Source organism: Thiomonas sp. SCN 64-16, assembly GCF_001725585.1.
In the GTDB taxonomy this organism is placed as follows: domain Bacteria; phylum Pseudomonadota; class Gammaproteobacteria; order Burkholderiales; family Burkholderiaceae_C; genus Thiomonas; species Thiomonas arsenitoxydans.
The window spans coordinates 19,220-34,371 of the sequence record NZ_MEGQ01000027.1 but is presented as its reverse complement, the minus strand read 5'-3'; the positions used below and the strand labels follow the sequence as shown (position 1 = coordinate 34,371).

General features: G+C 65.0%; 13 protein-coding genes. 3 read left to right on the top strand and 10 right to left on the bottom strand.

From position 1 onward, the window contains the following. The first annotated feature begins 252 nt into the window (after positions 1–252). Complete coding sequence (locus ABT24_RS09255; protein WP_276728154.1) at positions 253–1,608, top strand: sensor domain-containing diguanylate cyclase; 1,356 nt, start codon at positions 253–255, stop codon at positions 1,606–1,608. 35 nt (positions 1,609–1,643) lie between these two features. On the opposite strand, the gene ABT24_RS09250 is transcribed toward ABT24_RS09255, so the two are convergent. The 5 genes from ABT24_RS09250 to ptsP form a co-directional block, all read right to left on the bottom strand. Beyond that, positions 1,644–1,970, bottom strand: a complete 327-nt coding sequence (locus ABT24_RS09250; protein ID WP_013105102.1) for an AzlD domain-containing protein — start codon at positions 1,968–1,970, stop codon at positions 1,644–1,646. Positions 1,971–1,983: 13 nt separating this feature from the next. After that, positions 1,984–2,736, bottom strand: a complete 753-nt coding sequence (locus ABT24_RS09245; RefSeq protein WP_276728157.1) for an AzlC family ABC transporter permease — start codon at positions 2,734–2,736, stop codon at positions 1,984–1,986. 122 nt (positions 2,737–2,858) lie between these two features. Beyond that, a complete protein-coding gene (locus ABT24_RS09240) occupies positions 2,859–4,709 on the bottom strand; it encodes an O-antigen ligase family protein (protein WP_276728159.1) in 1,851 nt (616 codons plus the stop codon). Between the two features lie 87 nt (positions 4,710–4,796). Next, positions 4,797–6,359 (bottom strand): M48 family metalloprotease, encoded by a 1,563-nt coding sequence (locus ABT24_RS09235; protein ID WP_276728162.1) that lies wholly within the window; start codon positions 6,357–6,359, stop codon positions 4,797–4,799. 78 nt (positions 6,360–6,437) lie between these two features. After that, positions 6,438–8,189 carry a phosphoenolpyruvate--protein phosphotransferase gene (gene ptsP / locus ABT24_RS09230; protein WP_276728165.1) on the bottom strand — a complete coding sequence of 584 codons (1,752 nt, stop codon included), beginning with the start codon at positions 8,187–8,189 and terminating at the stop codon, positions 6,438–6,440. Positions 8,190–8,353: 164 nt separating this feature from the next. Between ptsP and ABT24_RS09225 the strand changes: the two genes are divergently transcribed. Further along, positions 8,354–8,758, top strand: a complete 405-nt coding sequence (locus ABT24_RS09225; protein WP_276728167.1) for a hypothetical protein — start codon at positions 8,354–8,356, stop codon at positions 8,756–8,758. Positions 8,759–8,828: 70 nt separating this feature from the next. Further along, positions 8,829–9,317 (top strand): GNAT family N-acetyltransferase, encoded by a 489-nt coding sequence (locus ABT24_RS09220; RefSeq protein ID WP_013105108.1) that lies wholly within the window; start codon positions 8,829–8,831, stop codon positions 9,315–9,317. A gap of 4 nt (positions 9,318–9,321) precedes the next feature. On the opposite strand, the gene ABT24_RS09215 is transcribed toward ABT24_RS09220, so the two are convergent. The 5 genes from ABT24_RS09215 to ABT24_RS09195 form a co-directional block, all read right to left on the bottom strand. Then, complete coding sequence (locus ABT24_RS09215; protein WP_276728170.1) at positions 9,322–11,406, bottom strand: TRAP transporter permease; 2,085 nt, start codon at positions 11,404–11,406, stop codon at positions 9,322–9,324. A 100-nt stretch (positions 11,407–11,506) separates the two neighbouring features. Continuing rightward, the gene (locus ABT24_RS09210; RefSeq protein WP_276728173.1) at positions 11,507–12,487 is read right to left on the bottom strand and encodes a TAXI family TRAP transporter solute-binding subunit; all 981 of its coding nucleotides are present in this window, start codon (positions 12,485–12,487) and stop codon (positions 11,507–11,509) included. Positions 12,488–12,566: 79 nt separating this feature from the next. After that, a complete protein-coding gene (locus ABT24_RS09205) occupies positions 12,567–13,331 on the bottom strand; it encodes an amino acid ABC transporter ATP-binding protein (RefSeq protein WP_276728175.1) in 765 nt (254 codons plus the stop codon). After that, positions 13,328–14,218: an amino acid ABC transporter permease gene (locus ABT24_RS09200; RefSeq protein WP_231836392.1), complete on the bottom strand. Its 891-nt coding sequence runs from the start codon at positions 14,216–14,218 to the stop codon at positions 13,328–13,330. The genes ABT24_RS09205 and ABT24_RS09200 overlap by 4 nt, the downstream gene beginning before the upstream one ends. A gap of 57 nt (positions 14,219–14,275) precedes the next feature. Next, positions 14,276–15,142: an ABC transporter substrate-binding protein gene (locus tag ABT24_RS09195; protein ID WP_276728177.1), complete on the bottom strand. Its 867-nt coding sequence runs from the start codon at positions 15,140–15,142 to the stop codon at positions 14,276–14,278. Positions 15,143–15,152 lie beyond the last annotated feature (10 nt).

Sequence of the window (15,152 nt, the reverse complement as noted above, 5' to 3'; positions counted from 1 at the left end):
CGAAGCCGGCCGGCGCGCCGGCGGCAGCGGTCTGGGCCTGGCGATCTCGCAGGAGCTGGCCCAGCTCATGGGCGGCGCGATCAGCGAAAATGTGGAATCCCTCACAGGAAACCGGGGTGTAGTGTAGAGCGTGCTCTTGACGACTTCGCGCCAGCCGTCAGAATCTCGTCAGGCTGGTTGACCCGGCTCACCCGGCTCACCCCGCTCACCCGGCTCACTCTGAAAATCCCGACACCTCACTTGTCTTCCTCCATGAGCGACTCCTTTCAGCCCGAGCCCAACCCGGCCCCGATGCCCGGGGTAGAGCTTTTGCCCGGACTGGCCGCCGTGCCGGAAGTCAGAAGTCTGCTCGAAGCGGTCGATCTGCCCATAGGCCGCTGGGACGCCGACGGGCGGCTGACCTTTTTCAATCCGCCCTATGTGAGCTGGGCGCGGCGAAATCCTGACCAACTGCGCGGCAGAACGCTCAAAGAGCTTTACGGCGATGAGGCCTGGACCGCGGCGCAGCCCGCGTTCGAGCGGGGTTTTGCGGGTCAGCAGGCCGATTACCTGCGTCTGCTTCGGCATCTTGATCCGCCACGCTGGGCGCGCATCCAGGTGTTTCCCGAGCGGGGCATGGGCGGGCGCATCGAGGCCATTTACACCATTGCGCACGATGTGCACGACGACGTCACCGCCGCGATGGCGCTCAAACGCTCGAACTGGCTGCTCGAACAGGCGCTGGACAATCTGCCCTGGGGCGTGATCGAGAGCAACGCCGAACTCATCGTCACGCGCTGGTCGCGTTCGGCCGAGGCCATTCTGGGCTACTCCGAGGCCGAACGCCTGGGCACGCATCGCCTGGCCATGGGGGTGCCCGAGGAGGAGCGCGCGCGCACCCTGGCGGTCTATGAGCGCTTGCTGCGCGGAGAGATCGACAACTGGGTAGAACAGGCGCAATACATTCGCAAGGACCGGCGGCGGATCTGGGTGGAGTGGACGCTTTCGGCGTTGCGCGACGAGGAAGGGCGCGTGGTTTCGCTGCTGACCTTCGTGCGCGACATCACCCACCAGATCGACACCCACGCCCGGCTGCTGCACCGCGCCGAACGCGACGCGCTGACAGGGGTGCTCACCCGCCGCGCCATCATGGAGCGTCTCGATACCGCGCTGGCGCGACGCACCCGCGACGACATGCTCGCTCTGTGCTTCATCGATCTCGACGGCTTCAAGCAGATCAACGACCGCCTCGGTCATGTGCGCGGCGACCGTTTGCTGGTGCAGGTGGCGCACGCCATGCAGGACGTGCTGCGGCGCGACGACGCCATAGGCCGCATCGGCGGCGATGAGTTTGTGGCGCTTAGCGCCGTGGCCGATCTGTCGGCCGCGCAGTCGCTTGCGGCCAAGCTCGTCGAGGTCTGCGCGGCGGCGGGCTACGACCTGCTCTCGGGCATGCGGGTGACGGCCAGTATCGGTGTGGCGGCCGCTCCCACGCACGCGCGCAGCAGCTTCGAGTTGCTGCAACGCGCCGATGACGCCATGTATGTGGCAAAACAGCAGGGTAAAAATCGCTGGAACCTGTGTCACCGACACATCGGTGGAGCCGATCTCGTACCGCATCACCCGTAATACGACGCGCAAGCAAATCTTGCCCGCCGTTGTTCTCAAGCCCAGGTGTGGCTGATCCAGCTCAAGGCCCAATAGGCGACCATGCCGCTGAGTATGGTGCCCAGAATGCCCCGGCGTGCGAAAAAATAGCCCGCCGCAATCACGGCTGCGCCCAGTTTCACCCAGGGCGGCCCGAGCGGGGTGAGTAAAAACAACTCGGGCGCCACCACGGCGGCCAGCGCTGCTGCCGGGGCGAAGCGCAGGGCGATCTTGACGCGCGCGGGCAAGGGCATGGCTTTGCGCGAGAGCAAAAACAGATTGCGGCTCAGCACCGTCACGGCCGTCATGCCGACCACGAGGGCGATCTGCTGGAACAAGGTCATGGCCGCTCGATTCTCAAGGTTTGGTGCCGTCGAGTACAGCGTTCGCGGTGAGCTGGCGGCTGCTCCAGGCTTCCCACGCCATGCCCACGATCAGCGCGCCGACGATGGCTGCCACCAGATTGAGCCGTAGCGGCAGCCAGAACAGCAGCGCACTCAAGGCCGAGGCGACGATGATCACCCCGGCTATCGTGCGGTCGGCCAGCAGCGAGAGCACGATGCCCAGCAGCGCCAACGTGCCAGCAAACGCAAGCCCCCAACTGCCGGGAATGTGCTGTGCCATTGCAATACCGAGCAGTGAGGGAATCTGCCAGGCGACCCAGTTGGTCAGCGAAACGCCGAGAAAGTATTGCGCCTGCTGCGGATCGTGGGTGGGGTGGGGATGGCGCCGGATCATCAGCACCTGGTTCAGGTCGCCGATCAGGTAGCCGTAGGCCAGACGGCGCCACCGCGGCACTTGCTCGAAATAGGGGCGCATTTGCGCGCTGAAGACGACAAAACGCAGATTGACGCAAAACGCGGTGCCCAGAATCAGCCAGAGCGGTGCTCCGGCTGCGATCAGCGGCAGCGCGGCGAGCTGGGCGCTGCCCGCAAACACGAACAGGCTGATGGCCAGCGCCAGTTGCACGCTGAGCCCCGACTTCACCATGGCGACGCCCGTTACCAATCCCCAGGCGGCGATGCCCAGAGACACGGCGCGCATATCGCGCACCCCCTCCCGAAAGGCGGGTTGGGTCAACATCGACTGAACGCGGGCGAGGGAAGGCATGGGAAATCTGTAGAGTAAGTATCTATTTTGCGCCGCATCAAAAGACCCCGACAAGCGGCGCGATGATCGTTGTGACAAATCCTGCACACCTTCCGCGTGCAGCGGGAGGTGAGTTCAATGATTCAATGATTGACCGGTACGACAACCCGTCGCAGCACGGGGGCTTGCTTCAAAGCTTCGAGCAAGGGCGCGGTTTGCGCTGCAGACAGACCGGCCTGCGCGGCCTGCGCGGGAAACTGCTTGACCAGTCCGGGGGCATACAGCCAGAACGAACTGGCTGTGTAGCGCGCCAGCGCCAGCGCCTGCTGCGCATGGCCGAGGCGGCTGAGCAGCAGGATGCGCCGGATCAGCAGATTGGGATCGCCGTAGGCATGGCTGACGCGATCGATCTCGGCCTGCTCGCGCAGCAGATCGGCGTGAGAGTCGGCGGCGCGCACCTGAAGGCCGCTGGCCACGGCAAAGCCGATCAGCGGTCGGAAGAACAGATCGCCGCGCTGAGCCTGCCGGATGGCCGCAGCGGCCTCAACGCGATCTGCGGAGTACGCCGTGTTGGTGACGTTGTAGTCGTAGCCCGCCTTGGCGACCAGTGCGACGGCCAGCGCGCCCACGGCGAGTGCCGCAGGGCGGGGCAGCGTCAGCGCGACCGGGGCGGCCTCGCCGCGGCCGAACCCGTCCATCCAGCCTGCCAGAAAGGCAAACACCCAGAGGAAATAGAGATACCACAGGGGATATTCGACCAGGCTGTGCAGGCCCAGAAACGCCACGCCCATCCAGGCGGTGAGGGCGATCGGCGAGGCGTCGTTCGGTGCGGCGCGGCCCTGTTGCATCCAGCCCCGGGCCGAGCGCCACAGCCAGGCCAGGGCGACGATCACAATCGGCAGGGTGCCTACCAGCCCGGTTTCGGCCAGCAGTTGCAGAATGAGATCGTGGGCGTTGTCGATATTGTCCAGCGGCAGTGGGTGCAGGGCATGATGAATGGCCGCGTGTTGCAGCCCCCAGCCCAATTGCCCCCAGCCCGCGCCGAACCAGGGCAGATGCTCGAACACCTGCCAGGCATTGCGCCAGATCAGCGCGCGGGCATTGACGGGCTGGTCGAGCTGGCGCGTCACGGCATCGAGAAAGCTGATCCAGCCGAGGTGATCGGCTTCGCGCAACGCCAACCACCACAGCGCATACAGCACCGGCACCGCCACCAGCGCCGCCCAGCGTGGGTCGCGCCAGGCTCCGCGCACCGCGATCAGCACCAGAATGGCGGCGACGACCGCCTGCACCATGCCTGTGCGCGAGCCGCAGACCACCAGCGCCCAGCTCATGCCGATGACGGTGGCCCAGACCACGCTTACGCGCAATCGCGGCGCCCACCAGGCCAGCCCGGCCAGGCCGAGCGCGACGGCGGTGGCGTAATGATTGGGTTGCCGCAGATTGCCGAACACCCGCCCGGTCGAGGGGTAGCTGATGAGGTCGGCGTACAGCGGTGCATGCGCCGCCAGCCAGGAGGCCAGCGACGGCATCTGCCAGAGGGCGAACTGCACCAGTCCGAACACCACCTGAATCACCCCTTGCAGCAGCAGTCCGGCCGCGGCTACGTCGAGCCAGGGGTGTGGGTCCATACCCGCGCCTGCACGACTGGTGCGCCGCACGGCGGCGTTGCCCAGCCCGGCGATCAGCGCCGCGCTCAACAACACCGCTACGGTGATCGCGCCCTGGCTGGCGTATGCGAGCTGCCCGCTGAGCGTCTGCAGGCCGACCACGGTAGCGGCCACACCAAAGCCGAGCGCCGCCAGGCCGAAGCGCGGCGTCAGGCCGCTCCAGGCTGCGGCGAGAAACACGGCGGCCCAGAGCGCAGCGGCAACCAGCGTGGTGCCCATCTTGGCCACCACGCCCGGATCGAAAGGCCAGATCAGCGGCAGCGACATGGCCAGCCCAAGCAGGCCAAGGGCAAGCGATTGCGATAGCGGGAATCGGTCAGACACGGAGGTCGGGGCAGGGGATGTCGGTGAAGGCGCAGCCATGCGTGGCATTATCCTTGCGCGGCAGATTCGATTGCTCCGGCGCGGCGTTCACTGCGGCAGTGTCTTGTCGATCTGCACCTGCTGCGCGTGCGCTTGTTCTAGGGCGCGCAGACGGGCGTTGATGATCGATGCCTCGAAGTAATCTGCCCCCGGCGTGCGCTGCGCAATGTGCAGTTGTTCGATGGCCGCTTCGGTCTTTCCTTCCAGGGCGTAAGCCTCGGCCGTGGCGCGGTGTTGCGCCGCAAAGGCGCCCAGGGCGGCCTCGGCGCGGGCCTGGTCTTGCCACAGCACGATGTCTTGTGGATGCGCCACGGTCTGCTGGCGCAGAAACTCGCGCGCCGATTTTTTATCGGGCAAAGCCAGCAGGCAGCGCGCCAACAGATGCCGGGCGGCGGTGGACTGCGGAAACTGGCGGTAAAGCGCACGCGCTGCATCGGCGGCCTGCGCGGGTTGATGCTCCAGCAGCAATTCGGTCTGCAGCAGATCAAGGGGCAGACGCTCGGCGGCCGGGGCGCTGGCGGCCGCAGCTTGCGCCCGCGTGAGCGCCGCCGCGGCGGCGTCGAACCGGCCCAGCCTTTGCAGCAACACGGCCTGCCCGTAGGCGATGGCGGCCTGCTGGGCGGGGAAGGCGGCTTTGTCGGCGCTGAAGCGCTTTTCCTCGCGCTGCATGGCGTCGCGCTTGGTTGGGGTGAGCGCGCGGGCGCGGGCGTGCATGAGCCAGAACATCAGATCGTGGTCGGGCGGCAGGGGCTGGTTGCCGCCGCGCGCCTGGGCGTCGGCGATGCGCTCGCTGGTCAGCGGGTGCGTCTGCAGGAAGGCAAGCACATCGGAGTCGTCGAGCCGGGAGAGGTTTTGCAGCCGCAGCAGCATGCTGGCCATGGCCTGCGGTGGATAGCCCGATTCCGCCAGCACCTCTTCGCCGGTGCGGTCGGCGTCGCGCTCGTTGCTGCGCGAAAAACGCAAGGCTCTGTCGATGGCTGCGGCCTGCCCGCCCATCGCCAGACCTTGCGCGGCCTGATCCTGCCCCGCGCTCGCGGCGGCGACGGCCAGCAGCAGCGAGCCGATGCTCAGCAGCCTGTCACGGCCCATCTGCGCCAGCCGCTGGGCGATGTGTCGCTGGGTAATGTGCGACATTTCATGGGCGAACACGGCCGCCACTTGATCGTGCGATTGCGCGTCGATGATCAGCCCGGTGTGCACCCCGATCCAGCCACCGGGCAGGGCAAAGGCGTTGAAGCTGCGGTCGCGCAGCAGAAACACGCGAAAGTGCGCGGGCGCCTCCATCTCGGCGGTGCGCCGGGCAGCGGGCGTGAGGCGGTCGACGATGGCCTGGAGGTAGTCGCGCAGCAGGCTGTCGTGCAGGTAGTCGGGCTCCTGCCGCATTTCTCGCATGATGATTTCGCCCAGACGTTTTTCCTGTACCGAAGACAGGCTGCCCTGCGCGGGGTCTCCCAAGGTCGGCAGGCTGCTGGCGTAGCCGGGGGCGCGGGTGTCAGCGCCTTGCGCCCAGACCGGCGCGCCAGATAGCGCGGCGCCGAGCAGCCAGACGGTGGCTTGCTGGCTGATGCGGCGCAGGCAGCGTAGGCGGAAATGAGGCGAGGCGAAGCGCACGGATCGGTCGGAGAAAAGGGCGTCAGGGGGGGGCTGCAGGTGAAGATCGGCCCTGGCTCGACAGGTTCCCGCAAGTCTTTAGCCCAACGCCGCCAGCGCCGCCTGCAGTTCTTCGGGCTCGAAGCTCGACAGCACGGTCTGTACCAGCGGCGTGAGTTTGTCGGGGTCGGCGCGCAGCACCTCTTGTTTGACCGCGAGGATCTGCGACGGATGCATGGAAAAACTGCGCAGGCCCATGCCCAGCAGCAGGCGGGTCATGCTCGGGTCGCCGGCCATTTCGCCGCACACGCTCACTTCCACCGGCCGGCCCTTCCAAGCGGCCGCAGCACGGGTCTGGCTGATGATCTGCGCCAGCAGGTTGAGCACTGCGGGATGCAGCGGGTCGTAGAGGTTGGAGACGCTCTCATCCGCGCGGTCGATCGCCAGGGTGTATTGCACCAGGTCGTTGGTGCCGACCGACAGGAAGTCGAAATGCCGCAGGAACAAGGGCAGCGCCAGCGCGGCGCCCGGCACTTCGATCATTGCGCCCAGTTCCACCGGGCCGTATGAAACGCCCTTGGCATCGAGTTCGGCGCGGGCCTTGTTGAGTTCGGCAAGGGTCTGGCGGATTTCGCTGGCGTGCGCCACCATGGGGATGAGCACCTTCAGCGGCCCGAGAGCGGCGGCGCGCAGCAAGGCGCGCAACTGCATGCGGAACATCGCCGGGTCGGACAGGCTGTAGCGAATGGCGCGCAGCCCCAGCGCCGGGTTGAGGTGGGTGAACTCGCCGTCGCGATAGTCTTCGGCGTCGAGCGGTTTGTCCGAGCCGATATCGATGGTGCGGATGGTGACCGGCTTGCCCTGCATGGCCTGCATCACGCGGCTGTACGCGGCGTACTGCTCGTCTTCGCCGGGCAGATTGTCGCCACGATTCATGAACAGGAATTCCGTGCGGAACAGGCCCACCCCCATCGCACCGGCTTCAAGCGCGGGCGCGCAGTCTTCGGGCTGCTCGATATTGGCGAGCAACTCCACCGGTTCAGCGTTGAGGGTGCGCGCCGGGGTGAATTTCAGGCGCTTGAGCCGTTCGCGCGCGAGCTGCGATTCCTGTTGGCGCAGGCGGTAGTCTTCGAGGATGACGGGTGACGGATCGACGATGAGCAGCCCGCTGTCGCCGTCGATGATGACCAGATCGTCCTGGCGGATCAGGCTGCCGGCCGAGCGCGCGCCCACCACGGCGGGAATATCCAGACTGCGGGCGACGATGGCGGTATGCGAAGTCTTGCCGCCCACATCGGTGACGAAGCCGCGAAACACCCCGGTCTTGAACTGCAGCATGTCGGCCGGGGCGATGTCGTGGGCGATGAGCACCAGATCGCCATTGCCGCTGGCCGAGCGGGCCAGCCCCGCGCTGCCGCGAAGGGCGCGCAGCACGCGTTCGACCACCTGCTCGACGTCGGCGATGCGTTCGCGCAGATAGGTGTCGTCCATTTCCTCGAAATTGCGCGAAATGACGTCGAGCTGGGCGGTGAGCGCCCACTCGGCGTTGTAGCGGCGCTGGCGTATCCAGGTGATGGTGTCGAGCGCCATCTGCCGATCATCGAGCAGCATTTTGTGCACATCGATGAAGGCGGCCATTTCGGCTGGGGCATCAGCGGGCAGATCGGCCTTGAGGGTGTCGAGTTCGGCGCGCACGGCACGGCGCGCGGCGCGCAGGCGCTCAATTTCCGCCTCTTCCGTGCCGGGGTCGACGAAGTAATGCGCCACGTCCAGCCGGGCCGAAGCGAGGATGACGGCACGCCCAATGGCCATGCCGCGAGAAACCGGAATTCCGAACAGTTGAAGAGCCATGCGGCGATGGTAACGGCGGCGCGGCGGCGCAAAACACCCTGCGCCACGCAATACCAGACGGGCCAGCATGGAGATGCGCGGCTCATTAAGCTTCGCAAAGCACTTTTGCGCCGCAGAGCGCGCGGTGTTTTCCCTGATCAATGCCCTTTTCCCTGGAGTTCACCATGCACAAACTTGCACTCTCCCTGGCCCTGCTCGGCTTTGCTGCCGCACCGGCCTTTGCCTCCACCATGCCGCACGAACTGAAGATCGAGCTTGCCGCCCAGAACAATTCCGGCGAAACCGGCTACGCCCTGATCAAGCCCATGGGCAAGGGCATCGAAGTCACCGTCCATATCAAGGGCGGACCCAAAGGCGTGGCGCAGCCCGACCATATCCACCCCGGCACCTGCGCCAACCTCAACCCGGTTCCCAAGTATCCGCTGGAAAACGTGGTGGACGGCAAGTCGGTCACTAAGCTGCCGTCCGTGAGCATGGACGATCTGTTCAAGGAGCCCATGGCCATCAACGTGCATGAAAGCGCGCAGGACATGAAGAAATACGTGGCTTGCGGCGACATCAAAAAATAAGCTGAACCGGCCTCGCGCTACCATTTCTGCCAACACGGGGCGTCTCGAAGGCGCCCCGTTTTCATTGGAGATGTGCAGCGTGATCACCCTTGTCGATGTCGATTTGTCCCTTCCTGAGCATGCCCACGCGCTGCTGGAACTCATTTCCCGCTACGCCCGCGATCCGATGGGCGGCGGCGAAGACCTCGCTCCCGAGGTCAAGGCCGTGCTGGTGCAGCGACTGCGCGAACGCGCCGATTATTTTGGCGTCCTCGCGTTCGACGGCGCCACACCCGTTGCGCTCATCAACTGCTTCGAGGGCTTTTCCACCTTCATGGCTCGGCCCCTGATGAACGTGCATGACGTGTACGTCGAGCCCGACTACCGCGGCCAGGGTCTGTCCCGCCGCCTGCTGCAGCGGGTGGAAGACGTGGCGCGTCTTCGGGGCTGCGGAAAGCTCACGCTGGAAGTGCTCGACGGCAACGCGTCAGCCATTGCGAGTTATCGCCGTTTCGGTTTCGAGACCTATGCGCTCGACCCGGCCTTTGGCCGGGCCCAGTTCTGGCAGAAAAAGCTTTGATCTTTCAGCTCGCCGCCTGTGCGGCCAGTCCGCGTGCGCGCAGGCTATGCCAGAGCAGCACGATGGCCGCCAAGGCGAACCCGGCCTCGTCGGTCATCGGCAGCGCAGTGATCAGCAAGGCGGCGGCGCAGAACGCCAGCAGGCGTTCAAGTACCGACATCGGTCCGCGCAGATAACCCACGGCCACCGCGCCCCACAGCACAATGGCCAAAATGGCCTTGGCCGTCACATAGGCCACACCCAGCCAGGTCCAGTCGCCTTGCAGCATGAGCTGCGGGTCGTACACCGCCATATACGGCACAACGAAGCCCGCCAACGCGATCTGCGTGGCCTTGAAGCCAATGCGCATCGGCGAAGCCTTGGCCACAGAGGCTGCGGCGAACGCGGCCAGCGCCACGGGCGGCGTGAGGTCGGCCATGATGCCGAAATAGAACACGAACATGTGGCTGACGATGAGCGGCACGCCCAGCTTGAGCAGGGCGGGCGCGGCAATCGAACTGGTGATGATGTAGTTCGGGATAGTGGGAATGCCCATGCCCAAAACCAGACAGACCGCCATGGTGAGCAGCAGCGAGAGCAGCAGGCTGTGCGCGCCGATGTCCACGATGAACCCGGCAAAGCTCGTGGCCGCGCCGGTGAGGGTGAGCACACCGACGATCACGCCGACGATGGCGCAGGCGATGCCCACGGGCAGGGCCTGCCGGGCGCCGTCGATCAGACTGTCGCGCAAAACGCGCAGCGTCTGACGTCCGCCCTTGACCACCAAGTTGATGGCGACCAGCGCCGCAATGATCCCCAGCACCGGCAGGATGCCGAACTGCAGAAACGCCGCAGCGCCCAGACCGCAGGCAAACCAGAACACCATGCGGAACGCCGTATGGGTAATTCGCGCGGCGATGGCTGCGCCCAGCAGCAAAATGGCGGTGAGCGACAGCCCCATCATGCCGGCGAACATCGGAGTGAAGCCGTGGAACAGCATCCACACCAACGCGGCCAGCGGCAGGGCCAGATGCCAGTTTTCCTTCAGCGCCTTCCAGGAGTTGGGAATCTGGTCGGCAGGCAGGCCGAGCAATTTCTTGCGCCCCGCCTCCAGATGCACCATCCAGAACGCGGTGAGGTAGTAGAGCGCGGCCGGAATGATGGCGGCCTTGACGATGTCGGCATACGGCACATTGAGGGTTTCGGCCATGATGAAGGCCACCGCGCCCATGACTGGCGGCATGATCTGCCCGCCCATGCTGGCCGTAGCTTCCACCGCCCCGGCGAACACCGGCGAGTAGCCGAAGCGCTTCATCAGCGGAATGGTGAACTGGCCTACCGTGAGCACATTGGCCACGCCGGAGCCGGAGATGGTGCCCATCAATCCGGAAGAGATGACGGCCACCTTGGCCGGGCCGCCGCGCGCCTTGCCCACCAGCCCCAGCGCCAGGGCGTTGAACAGCCGAATCATGCCGGCATGTTCGAGAAACGCGCCGAACAGAATGAACAGAAAGATGTAGGTCGCCGACACCAGGGTGGGAATGCCGTAGATGCCCTCGGTGCCGAGATAGAGCTGACCGATGATCTGGTCGAGCCCGTAGCCGCGGTGGCTGATAGCATCAGGCAGGTACTGGCCGAACAGGCCGTAGAGCAAAAAGGCCGCGCACACCAGCGGCAGCGCCAAGCCCAGGCTGCGCCGGGCCGCCTCGAACAGCAACACCACCACCGCGGCGCCGACCCAGAGGTCTGACAGCGTCGGGTCGCCGTTGCGCTGAATCAGGTCGGCTTCGAAAAACCAGTGATACAGCCCGAGCCCGAAGGCGGCTGCGCCCAGCAACCAGTCGAACCACGGAATGCGGTGCATCCAGCTCCCGCGCTTGAGCGCCGGCACGACCCAGAACACCAGCAACATCAGAAAGCCCACATGCAGCGAGCGCATCACCAGGCTCGACAGGGGGTGGAAGGCGGCCACGACGAGCTGATAGGCCGAAAACGCCAGCGCCGCCGCCATGACGCTGCGCTGGGCAAGGCCGGATAAGCTGCGCTGGTGGCCGCTGTCGGCGTGCGGCTCGGAGGAGGTGTGGATCAGGTCGTCGGCGGTGGTGCTCATGGCTGGAATCCGAGGCGCGTGAAGGCCGCTCGTGGCGGCGCCACACGATGGATGAGACGGCCCATGCAGGCGGGCCGAGGCGAAAAAGCCTTGCTGGGGTTTACTTCAGCACACCCGCTTCGCGGTAGTACTTGGCCGCGCCGGGGTGCAGCGGCACGGGCGAGTTCAGCGGTGCGTCCTTGAGGCTGATGCCTTTGGCCGCGGCGTGCGCCGCCACGAGTTCGGGCAGGTGGGTGAACATCGCCTTGGTCATCTGATAGACCAGTTCTTCGCTCAGCCCTTCGCGGGTGACGAGGAAGTTCTGGATGCGCGCCGTCGGCACCGCGGCGGTCTGGCCTTCATAAGTGTTTGCCGGAATGACCCCGCTTTGATACGCCGGATCGCCCACCTTGGCGATGATGTCGGCAGGCACGGGAACCACCACGATTTTTTGCGACGCAGCCAGATCGCGTAACGAAGACACGCCCAGCCCGGCCGATTGCAGCGTGGCGTCGAGCTGACGGTTTTTCATCAGCTCCACCGACTCACCGAAAGGCAGGTATTCCACCTTGGAAAAATCTTTATAGCTCAGCCCGGCAGCCTTGATCAAGGCGCGGGCGTTGAGTTCGGTGCCGCTCTTGGGTGCGCCCACCGAAATACTCTTGCCTTTCAGATCGGCCAGGGTCTTGATGCCCGAATCTTCGCGCGCCACGATCTGCACATAGTTGGAGTAGATCGCCGCCATGGTGCGCAGCTTTTTCAGGGGGGCCTTGAACCCGGCGTCGGCCTCGCCTTTCCAGGCGTCCGACAGCGAATCGCCCAGCGAGAAACCCAGCTCGGCGCGCCCGGCTTCGAGCAGATTGAGGTTTTCCACCGAACCCTTGGTCGCCTGCACCGAACTCTTGGCGGCGGGTATGGCCTTGGTGTAGATCTGTGAGAGCGCAACGCCTAGTGGGTAGTACACGCCGCTGGTGCCGCCGGTGGCGATGGTGAGGTACTCGGCCGCAAACGCAGGGCGCAGAGCAAGAGGGGAGAGCAAAGCGGCGCCGCCAGCGAGCGCAAGAACGCGGCGGCGAGCGGGGGAGGTGGGGCTGCGAGTCATGATCGATCTCCGTGGCTGTGTTGTTACAAACGGAAACGATGCTAATGCCTCTGGGGCCAAATGCAATTGGGCAATGACCTCAGAGAATCTTGGACAGGAACTGCCGCGTGCGCTCGTGCTGCGGCGCGCCGAAAAACTGCTCCGGCGGCGCCGATTCGATGATTTTCCCCTGGTGCATCATCACCACGCGGTCGGCCACTTCGCGGGCAAAGCCCATTTCGTGGGTGACGACCACCATGGTCATGCCGTCGCGCGCGAGCGACTTCATGACATCGAGCACTTCGCCGACCAGTTCGGGGTCGAGCGCGGAGGTCGGTTCATCGAACAGCATGAGCTTGGGGCTCATGGCCAGCGCACGGGCGATGGCGACGCGCTGCTGCTGCCCGCCCGAGAGCTGGTTGGGATAGGCGCTGCCGCGATCGGCCAGACCGACACGGGCGAGCAGCTCGCGGGCACGTTCGGTGGCCTGCGCCTTGGGCATTTTGCGCACCATCATGGGCGCTTCGATGATGTTCTCCAGCGCGGTCATGTGGCCGAACAGATTGAAGCGCTGAAACACCATGCCGACTTCGGCGCGGTGGCGGCAAATGTCGCGGTCGTGCAACTCGTGCAGCCGTTCACCGATCTGGCGATAGCCGACCAACTCGCCATCGACCAGCAGACGGCCGGCGTCGATTTTTTCCAGGTGGTTGATGCAGCGCAGAAAGGTGGATTTGCCCGAGCCCGATGCGCCCAACAGGCAGACCACTTCGCCGCGAGCGACCTCCATCGAAATGCCCTTGAGCACCTCGACGGAGCCGAAGCGTTTGTGCACGCCTTCGGCCTTGACCATGGGCTGGTTCATTGGGCGCCCTCGTTGTTTGCGCCCCGTCCGAAGGCGAGCTGGCGCAGACGCTGCAATGGCGTGGGGGCCAGTTGACGGGTGGCGCTGCGGCCGAAATGGCGTTCGATGTAGAACTGCCCGATCGACAGCAACGTGGTCACGATCAGGTACCAGATGCTGGCCACCAGCAGCAGCGGAATGGTGCGGTAGTTCACGGAGTAGATGAGTTGCGCCGAATACAGCAAATCGCTTACGGCGATCACGCTGACCAGCGAGGTGGTCTTGAGCATCGAGATCGCCTCGTTGCCGGTGGGCGGCACGATGACCCGCATGGCTTGCGGCAGCACCACGCGTCGCATGATCTGCAACCGCGACATGCCCAGGGCGGCCCCGGCCTCGCTCTGGCCTTCGTCCACCGACAGAATGCCCGCGCGCACGATCTCGGCCATGTAAGCACCTTCGTTGAGGCCCAGCGCCAGAATGGCGGCGACGAAGGGGGTGATCAGGTTGTTGGCATCGAAACTCCAGGAGCCAAAGCCAATATTGGGGTAGAGCGCGGTGATGTTGAACCAGAACAGAATCTGCACCAGCACCGGGGTACCGCGAAACAGCCAGATGTAGAACCAGCTCGCCTTCGAGACCATCGGGTTGTGCGAAAGGCGCATGACCGCCAGCAGCACGCCCAGCGCTACGCCGATGACCATCGAAATCACGGTGAGTTCGAGCGTGAGCAGCAAACCGTGCAGGATGCGCACAGAGAAGAAATATTCACCGACGACCGACCACTCGAAGCGCGGGTTGGTCGTCAATGAGTAGGCCGTGGCTAGGAGAAGCACAAAAACAGCGGCAGCGGCCACCCAGCGGCCGGGATGTCGGGCCGGGATGGCTTGAATATCGTCAGGTCGCATGGAATGGAACCGATCAGGCGACCCGCTGTGGCGCGCGGTCACAGCGGGGGATTGAACTTACTGCACGGCAGGGTTGATTTCAGGTGTGGTGATCGCACCCTGCTCAGCGCCCCACTTTTTCAGGATTTTGGTGTACTCGCCATCGGCCATGACCGCCTTGACCGCCTGCAGCACCGGCTCGGCCAGGCCGCTGTTCTTGGGAATGACAATGCCGTAGGGCGCGGAGTTGTAGGGCACGCCCGAAAGCTTGAACTTGCCGCGCGACTCCTTGACGATCCACGCCGCCACCGGAGAGTCGGCCATGCACACTTGCGCGCGGCCGCTGTCCATAGCCAGGCTGGCGGCGTTTTGGTCGGGATAGAACTGCACGTCCACACCTTTCTTGCCCGCAGCCTTGCATTCCTGGTTCTGCTTGGTGGCGTCTTCGGATTGAATCGTGCCCTTGGTCACAGCCACGCTCAGTCCGCACAAATCTCCCAACGAGGCAACCGCGGGGCCACCCTTGGCCTTGACGTAAAAGGAGGTGCCAGCAGTGAAGTAGCTGACGAAGTCCATCACCTCCTCGCGCTTTTTGGTGATGGTGAAAGACGACATGCTCAAGTCATACCTGTCCGATTGCAGCCCAGGGATGATGGTGTCAAAACCAGCTTGGACAAACTTGGCCTTGACGCCCAGTTTTTTTGCAATGGCGTTGGCCAGATCGATGTCGAGGCCGATCATGGTCTTGCCGTCATTGGCGATGAACTCCATGGGCGCGTAGGCGGCATTGAAGGCAAAGGTCAATTTGCCTTGCTGCTTGTACTTGGCGGGTAGGGCGATCGTGGCCGCCGCAGCCGAAGAGGCCAGGGTCATGCCCATTGCGATTGCGCTAAGGGCGGCCAAGCCGCGGCGGAAAGAGGCGAAGCCTTGGAGAACGCGAATCATCATTCGATTC

Coding starts and splice junctions, on each gene's coding strand:
- ABT24_RS09220 (WP_013105108.1), top strand. CDS start 8,829: ATGTGCAGCGTGATCACCCTTGTCGATGTCGATTTGTCCCTTCCTGAG.
- ABT24_RS09200 (WP_231836392.1), bottom strand. CDS start 14,218: ATGCGACCTGACGATATTCAAGCCATCCCGGCCCGACATCCCGGCCGC.
- ABT24_RS09250 (WP_013105102.1), bottom strand. CDS start 1,970: ATGACCTTGTTCCAGCAGATCGCCCTCGTGGTCGGCATGACGGCCGTG.
- ABT24_RS09255 (WP_276728154.1), top strand. CDS start 253: ATGAGCGACTCCTTTCAGCCCGAGCCCAACCCGGCCCCGATGCCCGGG.
- ABT24_RS09225 (WP_276728167.1), top strand. CDS start 8,354: ATGCACAAACTTGCACTCTCCCTGGCCCTGCTCGGCTTTGCTGCCGCA.
- ABT24_RS09215 (WP_276728170.1), bottom strand. CDS start 11,406: ATGAGCACCACCGCCGACGACCTGATCCACACCTCCTCCGAGCCGCAC.
- ABT24_RS09205 (WP_276728175.1), bottom strand. CDS start 13,331: ATGAACCAGCCCATGGTCAAGGCCGAAGGCGTGCACAAACGCTTCGGC.
- ABT24_RS09245 (WP_276728157.1), bottom strand. CDS start 2,736: ATGCCTTCCCTCGCCCGCGTTCAGTCGATGTTGACCCAACCCGCCTTT.
- ABT24_RS09195 (WP_276728177.1), bottom strand. CDS start 15,142: ATGATTCGCGTTCTCCAAGGCTTCGCCTCTTTCCGCCGCGGCTTGGCC.
- ABT24_RS09210 (WP_276728173.1), bottom strand. CDS start 12,487: ATGACTCGCAGCCCCACCTCCCCCGCTCGCCGCCGCGTTCTTGCGCTC.
- ptsP (WP_276728165.1), bottom strand. CDS start 8,189: ATGGCTCTTCAACTGTTCGGAATTCCGGTTTCTCGCGGCATGGCCATT.